The following is a 16,825-nucleotide window of genomic DNA, read 5'->3' as shown; positions in this document are numbered from 1 at the left end:
CGCGACGAACCCACGATCTCACCGCCGCGCCGAAGCAGAGTCCGGTCGCGCCCAGGGAGTTTGACCCGGAGGAACGAGCCGGCGGCGGCGCCCGGGTCGGCAACCCGAAGCCCGTGCCCGACGAGACCGCACCTTCTTCGACCGGCCTCGTCACGGCGCGGCGGGGGCACGCCCGCCGGCCGGGTCGGGCGGGACGGTGCCGGGAGCCCGGACTGCTGCCGGCGGTCGCGCGCGACGAGCACCCGTCAGGTGGCACCGACACAGAGGTCTCGCGCGGCGCGATCCGCGAGCTCGTCCCTCGGGGCCGAGCTCGTCCGCTGCACCAGACGAGTTCGGCCCGGAGGAACGACCTGGCGGCGCCGCCCGGGTCGGCCACCCGCAGGGTGCGCCCCGACGCACCTTCGTCGACCCTGGCCATCGCACGGCGCAGCGGCGGCACGCCCCCGGACCGGATCGGGACCGGCACGGCGCAGGAAGCCCGGACTGCCGCGCGCCGGCGGGTGGGCGGTGAGCGGCCGTCAGATGGGGCTGACGACGAGATCGTGGGTTCGTCGCGAGAACGGGGGTGCGCACCCACGATCTCGCGACGGATCCACGATCTCGGCACCCTGCTCCGGCACAGGGGTCAGGGCGGGGGGTTCCGTCCTGTCCGGGCCTGTTCGAGCGCGGGTCAGGTGGTCGAGAGGACGACGAGGGGGTCGGTCGTCGGCTGGGTGGAGCCGCCTGCGGGTTCGACGGTGATCGCCAGTGCGTCGCCCGCGGAGAAGTCGTCGGCCAGCTGGCGGACCGAGCCGGCGTCGTCTGCCATGACGCCGGCGGACGCGGCGCCGTCGGTGTCGACGACCCACAGCTGGTACGCCTTGTCGTCGCCGGGGTCCGGCAGGCCGGTCGCGCTGAAGAGGGCACGGTCGTCGGTCAGGACCGCGGTCGCGGTGCCGCCGCCGGTGACGTCGCCGTGGACGACGACGGCCGACGGGTCGGTCAGCAGGTCGGCGAGCGCCTGCTGTTGCTGCTCCGCCTCGTTCGCCCGCTGCGCCTGCTGGACCGCGAGCGCGGTGGGGACCGCGGCGCCGACGACGAGCGCCGCGGCGACGGCCAGCCAGCGCGTGCGCGAGGGTCGGCGACGGTCGGCGAGGTTGGTCACGCCGGTCCCGGTCGTGGCGCCCGGGTCACCCGGCGACGAGACGTCGGGCGCGACGGCACCGGTCGCGGACGTCTGAGAACCGTCGGGCGCGGACTCCGCCGGGGTGGTCGCGGGCGTGACGGACAGACCGCCGGGGGTCGCCGACGCGGCGGTCGGGTCGGTCTGCGCGGGAGGGGCGGACAGGCCGTCAGGGGTCGACTCCGGCGGGGTGGCCGTGTCGGGCTGCGCGGGAGAGGGGACCGGCTGCGGGCCGGCGAGGGGGCCGACCTGCGGGACGCCGGTGATCGCGGAGAGGACCGAGGCGCGCAGGGCGGCGGGTGGTTCGCCGGCGACGGCGTCGCCCAGGGTCGCGGCGACGGCGGTGAGCTGCGCGAGCTCGGCGGCGGCGGACGGGTCGGTGGCGACGAGGTGCTCGACGGCTGCGCGCTCGTCGGCGTCGACGGCGTCGAGCGCGTAGGCGCCGAGCAGGGAGCGCACGTCGTCGCCGGAGAAGGACGAGGACTCGGTGGTCATGACGTCACCCCCAGGCAGTCGCGCAGGCGGAGCAGGCCGTCCCGGATCCGCGTCTTGACGGTCGGCAGCGGTGCGGCGAGCTCGTCGGCCACCTCACGGTAGGTCCGGCCGCCGTAGTAGGCGAGGACGACCGCCTGCTTCTGCGTCGGCGTCAGGGTGCCCAGGCAGTCGCGGACGCGGACCTGCTCGAGGGCGGACTCGACCTCGTCCGCGACGACGTCGAACTCCCGCTCGGTGCTGCCGTCCAGGACGCGCTGGTCCCGGTCGCGCTGCGCCTGCACGGCGCGGACGCGGTCGACGGCCCGACGGTGGGCGAGCGTGAGGGTCCAGGTGCGGGCGGAGCCGCGGACGGAGTCGAACCGGGCGGCCGTGCGCCAGACCTCGACCCAGACCTCCTGCGCGACCTCGGCGGCGTGGTCCGGGTCCCGCAGGACTCCGAGGCAGGTGCCGAAGACACCGCGGCCGAGGGCGTCGTACAGGGCGGCGAACGCCGAGTCGTCACCCCGCGCGACGTCCGAGAGCAGGGACTCGGCGGAGCGGGGTGCGCCGCCCTCGTCAGGTCCTCGCTCCACGCGGGCAAGTGTGCCCCACGGACCCGCGGCACGCCCGACGGCGTGGCGGGACGCACCGGGGCGCACCGGCAGCTGCAGCAGCGACATGGGGTCCGTCGTCCGTCGGATCGGATGGGTCGACAAGGGTTCGTCGCCGACGGGGCCGCGGATTGCTCCGAGATGTGCCGACCAGGAGGGTCGGCAGACGACGAGGGCCCCCACCGTCGGTGGGGGCCCTCGTCGGTACGAAGCGACCTCTAGATCACTTGAACGCGTCCTTGACGTTCTCGCCGGCCTGCTTGATGTTCGCGCTGGCCTGGTCGCCCTTGCCCTCTGCTTCGAGACGCTCGTCGTCGGTCGCCCGGCCGGTCGTCTCCTTGACCTTGCCCTTGGCTTCTTCCGCGGCGTTGCTGATCTTGTCGTCGAGACCCATCAGAATCACTCCTTCTCGGGTTGGCAACGCACCGACGCTACGTCGGGGAGCCCGCTTCCGCATCCGGAGCGACGGCGTCCCGCAGCGCGGCGAGGACCTGCTCCCAGTTGGCGGTCGCGTGCTCCGCCTCCTCCGGCGAGCCGTTGCCGTCCTGCTCGAGCGTCACCTCGGTCGAGCCGTCGTGCTCCTCGAACGTGAAGGTCAGGTGGTGATAGTTCTCGGGGGTGTCCGGCTGCCCGCTGAGCGGTGAGTAGTGCGTGTAGTGCAGGCGCCGGGGGCGGTCGACCTCGAGGATCTCGCCGTGGTCCTCGAACGGCTTGCCCTCCCACTCGCCGTGGAACGTGATGGGGACGCCGACCACGTAGGTGCTGCTCACGCGCGCACCCATCATCCAGGTGGCCTCGGGGTCGACGAGGGTGTCCCAGACCGTCTCGGCGGGCGCGGGGATCCGGACCGTCGCGCGAGCGACGTGGTTCTCAGACATCGGTGCCTCCTCGGACGCGGTACAGGTCCGTGAGCGTGAAGATCTCGGACCCGTGGTGGATGATCTCGCGGTTCACGTGCGCCACGAGGTGCGCGAACGGTGACTGCTGGTCGATCTCGGTGGCCTGGCTGAACCCGACGGTGAAGATGTCATCGTCGGACATCCCCGCGATCCCCGCCCGCCAGAGGTCGACCACGCGCGTGAGGCCGTCGACGGCCGGTCCGACCTCGCCCGAGTAGGTGAGGGTCTCGCGTCGGGCGGTGTGCTCGCCGAACGTCCAGTCGTGGCGCTCGGACAGCACGTCGGTGAGGTGCGCGACCAGCCACGCGATCGTGCGGGGGCCGGGGTGGTCCCCCGCCTCCGGCCACTCGACGACCCACTCGCCGGCACCGAACGCCCGCGGCGCGGTGGACTCCCCGCGCCGGCGGACGCTGAGCGCGCCCGGGCCGGGCTCCCAGGTGAACTCGTCCTGCGTGACGGTCTCGAGCCGCTGACCGAGCTCCCACCAGGAGAACTCCAGCTGACCGCGCACGACGGCGCGGGGGGTCGGGATGCTGAGGATCGACCAGTCGAACTCGTCCATACGTCACTCCTCGGGAGGCGACTCCGGGTGCTGCTGCGTGCCGACCGTAGCGACGCCCTCCGACAGCCGCCCGCTCAGCGCGGGACCCACCGTGCACCGAGCTCGGCTCCGGTGGGGCCGGGTCCCGGCAGGGTGCCGGTCCGGGCGCCCGGGCGGACGGCGTCGAGCAGCAGGGCGACGTACCGCGCACGCAGCACGCGGGTGCGCTCGGGGTCGTCGACGCGAACGGCGGTGACCTGCTCAAAGATCATCGAGACGTCCTCGTCCACGAGGTCCTCGCGCACGGCGCCGGCCGTCCTGGCGCGGTCGATGATGGCGTCGCCGAGGTCGCCGGCCTGCAGCGCGAGCTCCCGCAGCTCGGGGGTCGGGGTGAACGTACCGGCGAGGTGGACGGTCAGCGAGTGCGTGTCCTCCTCGATGACGCCCTCCACGAAGGTCGCGAACGCGTCCCACGGGTCGGGCAGCAGCGCGGCGCGCTGGGCGACGTCGATGAACCGGCGCAGCCCGTCCGTGCACAGGGTGACCAGGAGGTCCTCCTTGCTGGCGTAGCGGCGGTACAGCGCGCTGACCCCGACGCCGGCCTCCTGGGCGACGGCGGCGATCGGCGCGTCCGCCGAGCGCATGAACACGGTCCGCGCGGCGGCCAGGATCACCTCGTCGTTGCGGGCTGCCTGGGCCTTGCGGCCGCTGAGAGGGGTGCTCACCGGCACGACGCTAGCACCCGAACGGAACGGATCATTCCGCTGAAGGGAGTTCCTCGCGGAGCCGCGGCTCGGTGCGGCGCGAGGGCTCGAAGCCGGACTTGTCGGCGTAGAACGCGCGCACGACGTCCATGTCGGACGCGACGTCGCCGGTGAGCCGGATCGTCGGGCCGAGACCGGCGGTCATGGTGGTGCGGTCGACGTAGCCGAGCGTCACCGTCAGGTCGGTGGCGCGGGCGATCCGGTAGAACCCGGACTTCCAGCCCGAACCGCTGCGGGTGCCCTCGGGCGTGACGACGAGGTAGAACCGGTCACCGCCCTGGATGCGGGCCACGAGCTCGTCGACGAGCCCGGCGGGGTCGCGCCGGTCCACCGGGATGCCCCCCAGCGCCCGCATGAGCGGGCCCGCCGGACCCGCGAAGAGCTGGTGCTTGCCGAGCCACCGGATCTTCAGGTCCGCCTCCCCGGAGATCGCCAGCATGAGGATGAAGTCCCAGTTCGACGTGTGCGGCGCACCGATGAGCAGCCCCGCGCCGTCCACGGGCACCCGCTCCGTCTGCAGGGTCCAGCGACTCAGGCGCCAGTAGGCGCGGGCGAGGGTCCGTCGGAGCGTCACGGGTGGACGGTACCTGCCCTGTGGGAGCGCGTGCAGTCACAGCGCGGTGTGGCCGTTTTGCGCCCTCTCTTGACTCCCCGGGTCGCCGTTCGTAGTGTCTGGTCACGAACCCGCAAGAACTCGACAGGTGCAGCGCACAAAGTCGTGCTCATGCTCGCAACTGTCGGACGGTACAGCTCCGCAGTTCACCGCCGTGCTCGCGCCGACGGGGCACCGACGCCCCCGGCGGGCCGGTCCCACGCGTCCGGAGCAGGGCGCAGGGTCCACGGTCCGAGCAGCCCGCCCGGCGCCGAGCCCGCCCCGGCGGGAGATCGAGGACACCCATGAGAAGGAACGTCAGGCTCGCCGTCGCGGGCGCCGTCACAGCCGCGCTCGTCGCACCGCTCGGCCTCGCGCTCGTCGCGCAGGGGGCTCAGGCCGCCGAGCCCAACCTCGCCGCCGGCAAGCCCGCCACCGCCAGCAGCACGTCGGACGTCTACGGTGCGGGCAACGTCACGGACGGCAACCAGGCCACGTACTGGGAGTCGACCAACAACCAGTTCCCGCAGTGGGTGCAGGTGGACCTGGGCACCGCCGCCACCGTCACCGACCTGACCCTCAAGCTGCCGACGGGCGCCTGGGGCGCCCGGACGCAGACCATCACCGTGCAGGGCTCCACCAACGGCTCGACGTTCAGCACGCTGAAGAACCAGGCGGGGTACACGTTCGACCCGGGCCAGGCCAACACCGTGAACGTCGACGTCACGGACACGTCCGTGCGCTACGTCCGGCTGAGCATCACCGGCAACACCGGCTGGCCCGCGGGGCAGATCTCCGAGCTCGAGGTGCACGGCTCCGCGACCCCGAACCCGACGCCGACCACGACGACTCCCCCGGTCACCGGCCAGAACCTCGCCCTGAGCCGGCCCATCGCCGCGTCGTCGACCGAGTGGAGCTACGCCGCAGGCAACGCGGTCGACGGCAACCTCGGGACCTACTGGGAGGGCGCCGGCGGCCAGTACCCGAGCACCCTCACGGTGACGCTCGCATCGGCCAGCCAGCTGTCGGCCGTCACGGTCCGGCTCAACCCAGACGGCGCGTGGGGCAACCGCACGCAGACGTTCGAGGTGCAGGGCCGCACCGGGACGGGCGCGTTCACCACGCTGGCGTCGTCGGCCGGCCGGGCGTTCAGCCCGTCCACCGGCAACACCGTCACCGTGGCCGTGAGCGGCACCGCGTCCGACGTGCGTCTCGTCTTCACCGGCAACACCGGCGCCGGCAACGGCCAGGTGGCCGAGCTGCAGGTCTTCGGTGCGGCCGCCCCCAACCCCGACCTCACGGTCACCGGGGTGACCGGGCCGGCGAACGCCACGGAGTCCACGCCCGTCACGCTCAGCGCGACCGTGAAAAACGTCGGCACGTCGGCGTCGGCAGCGACGAGCGTCGCGTTCCAGGTCGACGGCCAGAACGCCGCCACCGCGTCGGTCGGCGCGATCGCCGCCGGCGCCACCGCGACGGTCACGGCGAGCATCGGGGCCCGGGCCGCGGGCTCGTACACGATCGGCGCCACCGCCGACCCGGCCAACACGGTGGTCGAGCAGAACGAGTCGAACAACGCGTACAGCAACCCGGCCAAGCTGGTCGTGTCACCCGTGCCCAGCTCCGACCTGGTTCCTGTAGTCAGCTGGAGCCCGAGCAACCCGGCGGCGGGCGCGGTGGTCACGTTCACGGGTGCGATCGCCAACAACGGCAACATCGCGACCTCGACGGCCGCGCACGGCCTGACCGTCACGATCAAGGACTCGACGACGGGCAGCGTGGTCAAGACGCTCACCGGGTCGATCAGCGGCGTGGTCGCCGCCGGCGCCACCAGCGGATCGGTGAACCTCGGCACCTGGACCGCCGGCAACGGCACGTTCACGGTCTCCAGCGCGGTGGCCCCCGACTCCACCGAGGTGCCCGGCAAGCAGGCCAACAACGTGGTGACCGGCGGGATCTTCGTCGGCCGCGGCGCTCGCCTGCCGTTCGACATGTACGAGGCGGAGGACGGCCGCACGGGCGGCGGTGCCGTGCTGGTCGGGCCCAACCGGACCGTCGGCGACCTCGCCGGCGAGGCCTCCGGACGCCGCGCCGCCACGTTGAACGCCACGGGCTCCTACGTGGAGTGGACGACGAAGAACCCGACGAACACGCTGGTCACCCGCTTCTCCATCCCGGACAACGCGGCCGGCACCGGGGCGAGCGGCAGCATCGACGTCTTCGTCAACGGCACCTACCTCAAGCGGCTCGACCTGACGTCGCGGTTCGCGTGGCTGTACGGCAACGAGACCAACCCGAACAACCAGCCCGGCTCCGGAGGACCGCGGCACATCTACGACGAGGCGAGCATGCTGCTGGGCACGACGGTCCCGGCCGGCGCGACGATCCGCCTGCAGCGCACCGCCAGCAACCCGCAGCCGGTGACGATCGACTTCATCAACACCGAGCTGGCCACGGCCGACCCGAACCCGAACCCCGCGCAGTACGTGCAGCCGACGGGCTTCACGCACCAGGACGTGCAGAACGCGCTCGACCGGGCGCGCATGGACACCACGGGTGCCATCAAGGGCGTCTACCTGCCGGCGGGCGACTACTCCACGTCGAACAAGTTCCAGGTGTACGGCAAGGCGGTCGACATCGTCGGTGCCGGTCCGTGGTTCACCCGGTTCTTCGCGCCGGCCGGCCAGGAGAACACCGACGTCGGGTTCCGCGCGGAGGCGTCGTCGAACGGGTCGAAGTTCCGCGGGTTCGCCTACTTCGGCAACTACACCTCGCGGATCGACGGCCCCGGCAAGGTGCTGGACTTCACCAACGTCGCCAACATGACGGTCGACAACCTCTGGGTCGAGCACATGATCTGCATGTTCTGGGCCTCCAACATGGACAGCTCGACGATCACCAACTCGCGCATCCGGAACACGTTCGCCGACGGCATCAACATGACCAACGGCAGCGCCAACAACCGGGTGGCCAACATCGAGGCGCGCGGCACGGGTGACGACTCGTTCGCCCTGTTCGCGGCCACCGACGCGGGCGGCACGGGCCAGACCGGCAACGTCTACGAGAACCTGACGTCGCTGGTCACGTGGCGCGCGGCCGGGCTGGCGGTCTACGGCGGGTACGGGAACGTGTTCCGGAACATCTACATCGCGGACACGCTCGTGTACTCCGGCATCACGATCAGCTCGCTCGACTTCGGGTACCCGATGGACGAGTTCGGCTCCGCGGCGCCGACGAGCTTCCAGAACATCTCGATCGTGCGGGCCGGCGGCCACTTCTGGGGCAACCAGACGTTCCCCGCCATCTGGGTGTTCTCCGCGTCCAAGAAGTTCCAGGGCATCCGGGTCAGCGACGTGGACATCGTCGACCCCACGTACTCGGGAATCATGTTCCAGACCAACTACACCGGCCCCACCTCGCCGCAGAACCCGATCACCGACACGACGTTCACCAACGTGTCGATCACGGGGGCACGCAAGAGCGGGGACGCCTGGGACGCCAAGTCCGGGTTCGGCATCTGGGCCAACGAGATGCCGGAGCAGGGTCAGGGGCCGGCAGTCGGCTCCGTGACCTTCACCAACCTGCGGATGAGCGGCAACGCGCAGGACATCAGGAACACGACGTCCACGTTCACCATCAACCGCAACTAGGGGCCCTCGGTCGCCCGGGGCCTTTCCGAGGGGCCCCGGGCGGACGGCGGCGGACGGTCGGAGTGCGGTCCCGACCGTCCGTCGTCGTCCGGTCAGTCCGCGTCGCGGCAGAGCAGCAGCAGCGTGACGTCGTCCACGGAGGCGGGGTCGCGGCACTCGCGCAGGACGTCGTCGATGTCGACCGGGTGCCCGTCGGTCCCGTCGAACTGGCCCCGCAGGCGCTGCAGCCCGTCGCGCAGCGTCGTCTCGCGGGAGTCCACCAGTCCGTCGCTGTACAGCACGAGCCCGCCGCCCGGGGGGAGCGTGAGCGTGGTGGTCGGCGGCTCGCCCGACCCGGCGCCGAGCGGCCGGTCGACGGACGCCTCGAGCAGCACGGCCTCGCCTCCGGGCGCGAGGAGCAAGGGGCGCGGGTGACCCGCGGCGGAGAGCTCGACCTCCCCCGTGGCCAGGTCCACCAGCGCGAGGACCACGGTCGCCATCTCGAACGGCATCGTCCAGCGGACCACCTGGTCGACGGAGGCGATCGCCTGCGCCGGGGAGTCGCCCCGCAGCAGGTACGCCCGCAGCGCGTTGCGCACCTGGCCCATCGCTGCCGCGGCCGACAGCCCGTGCCCCGCGACGTCGCCCACGACGACCGCCAGCCGCCCGTCCGGGAGCTCGAGGGCGTCGTACCAGTCGCCGCCCACCCGGCCGCCGGCGGCGGGCTCGTAGCGCGCGTGCACGGACCAGCCCTCGGGGTCGGGGACCGATGCCGGCAGCAGGCTGCGCTGCACCGTCTCCGCCGCCCGGACCTGCAGCCGCGACCGCTCCAGCAGCACCTCGAGCAGCCGCGCGCGCAGCTCCTCGGCGGAGCGCACCTGAGGCTCGGTCCACGCCTCGCTGCGCCCGCGGACGGTCTCCCGCCACAGGGCGAACGACTTGCGCGGGCTGAGGCGCACGTCGTCGCCCTCCTGCGTCGCGATCGCCTTGTTGTGCGGGTCGCCGCCCCAGTCCACGTTGCGCACGGCCTCGTGCCGGAGCCACACGACCGACTGGCCCTCGGGCAGACGCAGCGCGAGCAGGCCGGCGACCTCCGGCACGGCCGCCGCGAGCGCCGGCTCCTGCTCGGCGAGCGCGTCGCGGACGACGACCTCGGCGTCCTGCTCCGCCACCCAGGCGAGCAGGGCCGTCGGATCGGCCGGCACCCGCCCGACGGAGTCGACCACGCCGTCGGAGGACACGACCGCACCCTGCGCGGGGACGAGGTCGAGCACGGACACGCCGGTCACCAGCGCCGACGCCAGCGCACGGTCCTGGTCCCGGCTCGCGGCCAGCAGCGCCGCCAGCGTGCGGGTCGCACGGATGCGGGCCTCGAGCTCGTCCTCCTCCACGCGCGCCACGAGGCGCAGCGACAGGGACGACCCAAGGAACTCGGCCGCGGCCCGCACCCCGAACGGGGGGACGTGCGGACCGGAGTAGTGGTGGCACGCGATGAGGCCCCAGAGCCTGCCGTCGCGCAGCAGCGAGAGCGACATGGACGCGGCGACGCCCATGTTGCCCAGGTACTCCAGGTGGATGGGCGAGACGCTGCGCAGGATCGAGTGCGTGAGGTCGAGCGGCAGGCCGGTGCTCTCGTCGAGACCCGGCACGATCCGCGACGGGGTGTACCCGACGTCGGAGATGAGCCGCACCCAGTTCTTCTCGTAGAGGGCGCGGGCCTGCGGCGGGATGTCGGACGCGGGGTAGTGCAGGCCCAGGAACGGGTTGAGGTCGGGGCGCTTCGCCTCCGCGACGACCTCGCCGTTGTACTCCTCGTCGAAGCGGTAGATCATCACGCGGTCGAAGCCGGTGAGCGTCCTGACCTCGCGCGCGGTGATCTCGTAGAGCTCCGCCAGGTCCTGCGCGCGGTTGATCTTCTCGACCGCGCCACGGACCGCCTGGTACGTGTTCGGGAACGAGAACGGGCGCGGTCCTGACGCCGTCTCCAGCTCGACGACCAGCAGGGTGCTGTCCCCGCTGAGGATGCGGTGCAGCACCACGTCGGTCTCCGCGCCACCCACCGTGACCAGCAGCGGGTTGCGCGCGCGCAGGTTGCCCCAGGTGCGGACGTGATGGCTGATCGCCCCGGCGGCGTCCTCTCCGAGCACGCGCTCGAGGGGGTGGCCCAGGACGTCGTCGACCGGGTGCCCGAGGAGCTCGAGGACGTTCTGCGACGCGTGGCGGACCACCAGGTCCGGCTCCGTGACCGCCAGGAAGACCCCGCGCGGCTGGATGCTGCCGGGTACGTGGATGGGCTCACGGGCGCAGTTGTCGAGGTCGACCGGTTCCCCGGGCGCGAGGAACGTCGTCCCGTCCGCCTCCGCCATGGGCACCTCCGACTCGTCCTGGCCCGAGGCAGGATCGTAGTCGTCAGACTGCCACGGCCCAGCACGCCCCCGGGTCAGCGCGGGACGGCGACCCGCGACGGCGCCCGGCCGGCCCGGGACCGGCGCACGAGCTCACCGGGGACCTGCAGCGCGCGCGACCGGGACGGCATGAACCGCAGGAAGAACCCGACCCGCATCAGCCACGCGACCCACCCGGTGAGCGGGATCCCGTACAGGTCCGCGACCCCGCGACCGACCCCGAACGACGCCGCCTGACCGAGCCCGAGGTACCGGAACGGCCGCCCGGCCCGCCCCTGCACCGCCCGCGCGACGTTGCGGCCCACCTGGTCGCCGGCCTTGATCGCCCACAGCGCGTTCGCCGTGACGGGCACGCCCGTGCGCGGGTGCGCGACCGACGCGGCGTCTCCGGCGGACCAGACGTCGGGTGCGACGAGCAGGTCCCGCGTGGTCACCAGCCGGCCGCGCTCGTCGCGCGGCAGCGACTCGAGGCCGGGCAGGGCGACGGCACGCTGACCGGTGGTGGCCAGGACGACGTGCGTGCGCACGACGGAACCGTCGGACAGCGTGACCGAGCCGTCGTCGACCGAGGCGACCCGGACCCCGGTGCGGACGTCCACGCCGAGCCGGGCGAGCTCCGCGGTGCAGCGGGCTGCCAGCCGCGGCTGCTCGGTGTGCAGCGCGGGCACCACGCGGTCGGCCGACTGGACCAGCACGACCGGTGCCGTCCGGGCCGCGAGCGCGGCGGCGAGCTCGACCCCCGCGAGCCCGCCGCCGACGACCACCACCGGACCGTCGACGACGCGCACCCGCTGCAGCAGGTCCGACAGGTCGCCGGGTCCGCGCAGCGTGAGCCCGGTGCCGTCGAGCCCGTCGACGCCGTCGAGCGGCTCGCGTCCGCCGGTGCCGACGACGAGCGCGTCGTAGGCGAGCTCGCCGCCCTCGAACTGCACCGTCCGGGTCACCAGGTCGACCCGGGTGACGCGGGCGTGCAGCACGCGGGCCCTCGGCATCGCCTCGGTGAGCGGCGTCTGCGTCAGGCCGATCGGGAGCAGACCCGCGACGACCTCGCCGGTGAACCCGTGGAAGTTGTGCACGGTGTCGGCACTGATGACGACGATCTCGACCTCGCCCCGGCGCAGCTCGCCGCGCAGCCGTCGGGCCAGCGCGCCGTACGCGTGCAGCGTCACGTACCCGCCACCGAGGAGGACCACGCGCTTCACCGTGCACCCACCAGGGGCCGCCCGAAGCTCGCCGGTGCGGCGGCCCGGAACCCGTGGTGCGCGAAGCGGTCGGCCAGCCCGCGGATGTGCGCCACGTGGTCGAGGGTCGGGACGCCCGTCGAGAAGTGCCCGACGTGGCCGGCGAGCCCGAGCAGGAACGTCTCCGCGAAGCACGCGTACGCCTGCCCGCGCGGCAGGCCGATGTCGCCGCCGCGCAGCTGCATGCCGGGCACCTGGACCACCCCGCCGTCGACGACCGTGACGTCCGGCCGGGCCAGCGCCAGGTCGGGCGAGGTGTTGCGGGGCTGCGTCGCGTCCAGCACGCGCGCGCCGGGTGCCAGGTGCTCGGCGCCGAGCAGCGCGTCGGCCGACGCGGTCAGCAGCACCACCGCGTCGCAGCCGCGCACGTCGTGCATGTCGGTGGAGGTGGTCGTGGGCACGCGTCGGTCCACCTCGGCGGCGAGCGCGTCGAGCTTGGCCCGTCCGCGCGCCACGAGCAGCAGGGAGTCGGCCGCGCCGGACCGCGCGAGCAGGCGGACCAGCGTGGTGCCCACCGAGCCCGTGGCGCCGACGACGGCCACCCGGCGGTCCGGCAGGTCCGCCAGCAGGTCCAGGAGCTGGTCCTCGACGATGGCCGCCGTGTAGGCGTTGCCGTTGGTGACGCCGATGTCGGAGCGACCGCGCAGCGTCTGGCCGCCCGCGGTGACCGTCGCGGTCAGCGCCCCGAGCCCGACGACGCCCGCGCCCAGCCGCACCGCGTGGTCGATCGCCCGGCCGACGCGCACCCGGCCCTCGTGCGGTTCGGACAGCAAGTGCTTGGCACCGAACGGGACGAGCAGCACGTGGCCGACCGGTGCCGAGTCCAGGTGCACGCGCGCCATGTCGTACGACGGGAGCGGCAGCCGTCGGACCGCCGAGTCCAGCAGGGCCTCCGGCAGCCGACCGAGCGGACGCCACGCGCGGGCCAGGTCCTCCGCGATCCGCGCACGCGGGTGGACGAGGAACGCGAACGGGACGGCGGTGCTCATCAGGGGCTCCTGTGGTCGAGGTGTGCCCGAGAAGGGCCCTCGACGCCGTTCCTGATACCGCCGGTGCCGGGTGAGGTGCTCGGACAGGCATCCGGACCGCATCTCCTCAGATTCATCGTGCACGCTCCGTCAGATGAATCTGTTAGGATTCATTGCCATGGAGCCCCCAGTTGAATCTGCGCAGATGCGCTGGTACCGCGCCCGCACCAAGCAGGCGCTGGGCGCCGCCCTCCAGTCCATCCGTCAGCGAGCGGGGACCAGCCAGAGCGAGCTGGCGGGACGGGTGGGCTCCTCGCGCCCGCACCTGTCCCGGCTCGAGCGCGGCACGAGCCCGCAGGTGGACACGCTCATGCATCTGCTCGACATCCAGGGCTATGAGCTGGTGGTGGTGCCCCGGGGCTCGACCGTGACGGTGGAACCGCCCCGATGAGGGTCCTCACCATGTGGCTGTACGGACGTGTCGTCGGCGAGCTGGAACAGCTCCGCACCGCGCGGCTGCGCCTGCGGTTCACGGAGGACGCCCTGAGCACCTACGGCTTCGGCGCGCGGCCGCTCTCGCTGTCGCTGCCCCTGACGGACAAGCGCGTCCAGGGGGATGCTCTCGAACGGTTCTGCGACAACCTCCTGCCCGAGGGGACCGTGCGCGCGGTCCTCGAGCGCGAGCACTCGATCCGCCCGGGTGACGCGTTCGCCCTGCTCGCGCGCATCGGAGGCGAGTGCGCGGGCGCAATCCAGTTCACCACCGGCGACGACTCGGTCGGGAACGGCCGTCTCACGCCGCTCACGGAGGACGACGTCGACGAGATCGTGCGTGACCTGCCCACTCACCAGGCCCGCGACGGCCTGGAGGTGTCTGCGTCCCTCGGCGGCATCCAGGACAAGGTGCTGCTCACCCAGACCGGCGAGGGCTGGGCGTGGCCGTCTGCGGGTGCCATGTCGACGCACCTCATCAAGCCCGAGCCGATCAGCACGCAGGTCGTCGTCCCGCAGATCATCCGGTACGAGCACTGGGCGCTCCGGCTCGCCGCAGACGCCGGGCTGCCAGCTGCGAGTGCCGACCTGCAGACGTTCGCAGGGCGGGAGGCGCTCGTCGTGGAGAGGTTCGACCGTCGCGACGGTCGACGCACCCATCAGGAGGACTTCACGCAGGCGCTCGGCCTCGCCGCCCGGGACAAGTACGAGTCGAGCACCGGCGACCACCGGTTGGCAGCACTCGCGGCTCGCGCGGCGCCCGAAGCGCTCGACCCTGGCGCGTTCCGGTCGGAGCTCCTCGCACAGGTGACGTTCAACGCCGCGATCGGCAACGGTGACGCGCACTCGAAGAACTACTCCGTACGCATCAGCCGGTCCGCGAACGTCTCGATGACGCCTCTGTACGACGTCGCGCCGGTGTTTCTCGTCGCGCCCCGGCTACGGCACGCGGGCCATGCCGTGAACGAGCAGGTCTACCTGCCCGACGTCACCGCCGAGCACTTGATCACCGAGGGGAAGCGCTGGGGGCTTCCGGCGGAGAACGCCACGACGGTCGTGAGAGACACGTTGCTGGCTCTGGTGCGCAGCGCGGAACGGCTCGGCGATCCTGATGTCGAGATCCCCGTCGCCGAGGCGGTCCGAGACCGCGCCCTCGCTCTGCTCGCACCGTTGAGCTAGGTCAGACCTCGTCGCGCCAGGAGTGCTGCGGGTCGTAGCCGAGCAGGCGGCGGGCCTTGTCGATGGACAGCAGCGTCTCGCGGCCCTCGATCGGGCGGCGTACCGGGACGTCCGGGAAGTACTCGGCGACGAGCTCGGCGGACGGGCGCTCCAGCACCGTGTCCGGCGACGCGACGATGAACGCCTCGAACCCGGTCAGGTCGCTCTCGAGCGCGAGGCGGACGGCCAGCGCGCCGTCGCGGGCGTCGATGTAGCCCCAGAGGTTCCAGATCCGGCTGCGGGGGTCGTCGGCGAAGGACGGGAACGCGGCGTAGTCCGCGACGTCCATGACGTTGGAGAACCGCAGCCCGACGAGCTTGAGCTGCGGGTCCCAGCGCGTGAAGTGCCGGGCCATCTCCTCCTCGACCGCCTTGCCGAGCGAGTAGGTGCTCTCGGGGCGGACGGCGTACTCCTCGTCGACGGGGACGTAGGGCGGGGGCGTGTCGAAGGGCAGCCCGAGGACGGTCTCGCTGGACGCCCAGACGACGTTCCGGATGCCCGCGCGGCGCGCGGCGCTGAACACGTGGTGGGTGGCGACGACGTTGTTCGCGAACGTCGCACCGCTCGGGCGCAGGCCCGGCGCGGGGACCGCCGCGAGGTGGACCACCGCGTCGACGCCGTCGTACCGGTCCTCGATGCCGGTGAGCGCCTCGGTCACCTGCCCCAGGTCGGTGAGGTCGACCCGGCTGAACACCGCCTGCTGACCGGCGGGCGGCAGGGCCGTGTCGACGTTGACCACGTCGTAGCCGTGCGTCGCCAGGTCCTCGACGACCGCGCGGCCGAGCTTGCCGGAGCCGCCGGTCACCACGACGCGGGTCACGCGTCGAGCCAGACGTGCGACGGCGGGACCAGCGCCTCGAGCGCCGGCCACAGCGCGTCCGGCAGCGGCTCGGACGCCAGGTCGAGGGTGCGCGCGACGCGGCCCGGACGGCTCATGCCGACGATGGTCGACGCGATCCGCGGGTCCCGCAGGGAGAACTGGAGGGCGGCCGTGCCGAGCTCCGTGTGGAAGTCCGAGCACACCCGGCGCATCGCCTCGACCGCCTGGAGGGTCTCGGGCGGTGCGGGGCGGTAGCCGTAGGTCGTCGGTCCGCCGGCCTGGAACGCCAGGATGCCGCCGCCGTACACCGCGGCGTTGAGGATCCCCATGCCCTGCCGGACGGCCTCCTCCAGCAGCGGACCGGCGCTGCGGTCGACCAGCGTCCAGCGGTTGTGCACCAGCAGCACGTCGAAGACGCCGAGGTCCAGGTACTTCGCGATCTCCTGCACGCGACCGCCGGCCAGGCCGATCGCCCCGACCTCGCCGTCCTCGCGCAGCTTCACCAGCGCCTCGACCGGCCCGCCCGGTGCCGACATCTCCGCGAAGTCGAACGACTCCGGGTCGTGCAGGTGCACCAGGGGAAGCGTCTCGACGCCCAGCCGCGAGCGGCTCTCCGCGACGGACGCGCGCACGCGGTCGGCGGAGTAGTCACGCCCCGCCGGGTCGACCTTCGTGGCGATGACGACGCCCTCCGGCACGCCACCGGCCTCGACGAGTGCCGCGCCGATGCGCCGCTCGCTCTCCCCCTCGCTGTACGCGTTGGAGGTGTCGACGAAGCGGATCGGGCTGTCGAGCGCGGCCAGGACCGTGGCGACGCCCTCGTCGGTGGGGACGTCGCGACCGAAGAGCGCGGGCATGCTGCCGAGCGGCCCACCGCCGAGACAGACGGCGGAGACCTGCAGGCCGGTGCGACCGAGGTCGCGGATCCAGCCGGACTGACCGGGTGCGTAGACGGGCGGCTTCATGCCGACATCCCATCACGGAGGGGTCCGAGATGTCGGGTCCAGCA

Annotated in this window: 15 protein-coding genes; 3 read left to right on the top strand and 12 right to left on the bottom strand. The window is 72.9% G+C overall.

Annotated elements, in window-relative coordinates:
- Positions 1 to 670 precede the first annotated feature (670 nt).
- From CXY01_RS12345 to CXY01_RS12315, 7 genes are all read right to left on the bottom strand, one after another.
- Positions 671 to 1,657, bottom strand: a complete 987-nt coding sequence (locus CXY01_RS12345) for an anti-sigma factor (protein WP_146927736.1) — start codon at positions 1,655 to 1,657, stop codon at positions 671 to 673.
- Complete coding sequence (gene sigK, locus CXY01_RS12340) at positions 1,654 to 2,229, bottom strand: ECF RNA polymerase sigma factor SigK (protein WP_246125284.1); 576 nt, start codon at positions 2,227 to 2,229, stop codon at positions 1,654 to 1,656. Before sigK ends, CXY01_RS12345 begins: the two co-directional genes overlap by 4 nt.
- 241 nt (positions 2,230 to 2,470) lie before the next feature.
- Entirely contained in the window at positions 2,471 to 2,641 is a 171-nt protein-coding gene (locus CXY01_RS12335; protein WP_146927734.1) for a CsbD family protein, read from the bottom strand.
- 37 nt (positions 2,642 to 2,678) lie between these two features.
- On the bottom strand, positions 2,679 to 3,125 hold the full coding sequence (locus CXY01_RS12330) for an SRPBCC family protein (RefSeq protein ID WP_146927733.1): 447 nt from the start codon (positions 3,123 to 3,125) through the stop codon (positions 2,679 to 2,681).
- A complete protein-coding gene (locus CXY01_RS12325; protein ID WP_146927732.1) occupies positions 3,118 to 3,708 on the bottom strand; it encodes a DinB family protein in 591 nt (196 codons plus the stop codon). The genes CXY01_RS12330 and CXY01_RS12325 overlap by 8 nt, the downstream gene beginning before the upstream one ends.
- Positions 3,709 to 3,782: 74 nt before the next feature.
- Positions 3,783 to 4,412 carry a TetR/AcrR family transcriptional regulator gene (locus CXY01_RS12320; RefSeq protein WP_246125282.1) on the bottom strand — a complete coding sequence of 210 codons (630 nt, stop codon included), beginning with the start codon at positions 4,410 to 4,412 and terminating at the stop codon, positions 3,783 to 3,785.
- A 31-nt stretch (positions 4,413 to 4,443) separates the two neighbouring features.
- Positions 4,444 to 5,025, bottom strand: a complete 582-nt coding sequence (locus CXY01_RS12315; RefSeq protein ID WP_146927731.1) for a 1-acyl-sn-glycerol-3-phosphate acyltransferase — start codon at positions 5,023 to 5,025, stop codon at positions 4,444 to 4,446.
- A 323-nt stretch (positions 5,026 to 5,348) separates the two neighbouring features.
- Here CXY01_RS12315 and CXY01_RS12310 point away from each other — a divergent pair, with 323 nt between their 5' ends.
- The gene (locus tag CXY01_RS12310; protein ID WP_146927730.1) at positions 5,349 to 8,693 is read left to right on the top strand and encodes a discoidin domain-containing protein; all 3,345 of its coding nucleotides are present in this window, start codon (positions 5,349 to 5,351) and stop codon (positions 8,691 to 8,693) included.
- Positions 8,694 to 8,785: 92 nt separating this feature from the next.
- On the opposite strand, the gene CXY01_RS12305 is transcribed toward CXY01_RS12310, so the two are convergent.
- The 3 genes from CXY01_RS12305 to CXY01_RS20855 form a co-directional block, all read right to left on the bottom strand.
- The gene (locus CXY01_RS12305) at positions 8,786 to 11,038 is read right to left on the bottom strand and encodes a SpoIIE family protein phosphatase (RefSeq protein WP_146927729.1); all 2,253 of its coding nucleotides are present in this window, start codon (positions 11,036 to 11,038) and stop codon (positions 8,786 to 8,788) included.
- 74 nt (positions 11,039 to 11,112) lie between these two features.
- Positions 11,113 to 12,270, bottom strand: a complete 1,158-nt coding sequence (locus tag CXY01_RS20860; RefSeq protein WP_186813395.1) for an NAD(P)/FAD-dependent oxidoreductase — start codon at positions 12,268 to 12,270, stop codon at positions 11,113 to 11,115.
- Between the two features lie 5 nt (positions 12,271 to 12,275).
- Positions 12,276 to 13,307, bottom strand: a complete 1,032-nt coding sequence (locus CXY01_RS20855) for a semialdehyde dehydrogenase (protein WP_186813394.1) — start codon at positions 13,305 to 13,307, stop codon at positions 12,276 to 12,278.
- Between the two features lie 133 nt (positions 13,308 to 13,440).
- On the opposite strand from CXY01_RS20855, the gene CXY01_RS12295 reads away from it, so the two are divergent.
- Both CXY01_RS12295 and CXY01_RS12290 read left to right on the top strand, forming a co-directional pair.
- Complete coding sequence (locus CXY01_RS12295; protein ID WP_146927728.1) at positions 13,441 to 13,737, top strand: helix-turn-helix domain-containing protein; 297 nt, start codon at positions 13,441 to 13,443, stop codon at positions 13,735 to 13,737.
- Entirely contained in the window at positions 13,734 to 14,957 is a 1,224-nt protein-coding gene (locus CXY01_RS12290) for a type II toxin-antitoxin system HipA family toxin (protein ID WP_146927727.1), read from the top strand. Before CXY01_RS12295 ends, CXY01_RS12290 begins: the two co-directional genes overlap by 4 nt.
- A 1-nt stretch (position 14,958) precedes the next feature.
- Here the strand turns inward: CXY01_RS12290 and CXY01_RS12285 are convergent, their stop codons facing one another.
- Together CXY01_RS12285 and CXY01_RS12280 are read right to left on the bottom strand one after the other, a co-directional pair.
- Positions 14,959 to 15,816 (bottom strand): NAD-dependent epimerase/dehydratase family protein, encoded by an 858-nt coding sequence (locus tag CXY01_RS12285; RefSeq protein ID WP_146927726.1) that lies wholly within the window; start codon positions 15,814 to 15,816, stop codon positions 14,959 to 14,961.
- Complete coding sequence (locus tag CXY01_RS12280; RefSeq protein ID WP_146927725.1) at positions 15,813 to 16,781, bottom strand: aldo/keto reductase; 969 nt, start codon at positions 16,779 to 16,781, stop codon at positions 15,813 to 15,815. Before CXY01_RS12280 ends, CXY01_RS12285 begins: the two co-directional genes overlap by 4 nt.
- Positions 16,782 to 16,825 lie beyond the last annotated feature (44 nt).

Origin of the sequence: Cellulomonas xylanilytica (assembly GCF_007989805.1) — a bacterium.
In the GTDB taxonomy this organism is placed as follows: domain Bacteria; phylum Actinomycetota; class Actinomycetes; order Actinomycetales; family Cellulomonadaceae; genus Cellulomonas; species Cellulomonas xylanilytica.
The sequence above is the reverse complement of the archived record's forward strand: the minus strand, read 5'-3'. Positions and strand labels throughout refer to the sequence as shown.

Coding starts and splice junctions, on each gene's coding strand:
- CXY01_RS12345 (WP_146927736.1), bottom strand. CDS start 1,657: ATGACCACCGAGTCCTCGTCCTTCTCCGGCGACGACGTGCGCTCCCTG.
- CXY01_RS12335 (WP_146927734.1), bottom strand. CDS start 2,641: ATGGGTCTCGACGACAAGATCAGCAACGCCGCGGAAGAAGCCAAGGGC.
- CXY01_RS12330 (WP_146927733.1), bottom strand. CDS start 3,125: ATGTCTGAGAACCACGTCGCTCGCGCGACGGTCCGGATCCCCGCGCCC.
- CXY01_RS12325 (WP_146927732.1), bottom strand. CDS start 3,708: ATGGACGAGTTCGACTGGTCGATCCTCAGCATCCCGACCCCCCGCGCC.
- CXY01_RS12310 (WP_146927730.1), top strand. CDS start 5,349: ATGAGAAGGAACGTCAGGCTCGCCGTCGCGGGCGCCGTCACAGCCGCG.
- CXY01_RS12305 (WP_146927729.1), bottom strand. CDS start 11,038: ATGGCGGAGGCGGACGGGACGACGTTCCTCGCGCCCGGGGAACCGGTC.
- CXY01_RS20855 (WP_186813394.1), bottom strand. CDS start 13,307: ATGAGCACCGCCGTCCCGTTCGCGTTCCTCGTCCACCCGCGTGCGCGG.
- CXY01_RS12295 (WP_146927728.1), top strand. CDS start 13,441: ATGAATCTGTTAGGATTCATTGCCATGGAGCCCCCAGTTGAATCTGCG.
- CXY01_RS12290 (WP_146927727.1), top strand. CDS start 13,734: ATGAGGGTCCTCACCATGTGGCTGTACGGACGTGTCGTCGGCGAGCTG.
- CXY01_RS12280 (WP_146927725.1), bottom strand. CDS start 16,781: ATGAAGCCGCCCGTCTACGCACCCGGTCAGTCCGGCTGGATCCGCGAC.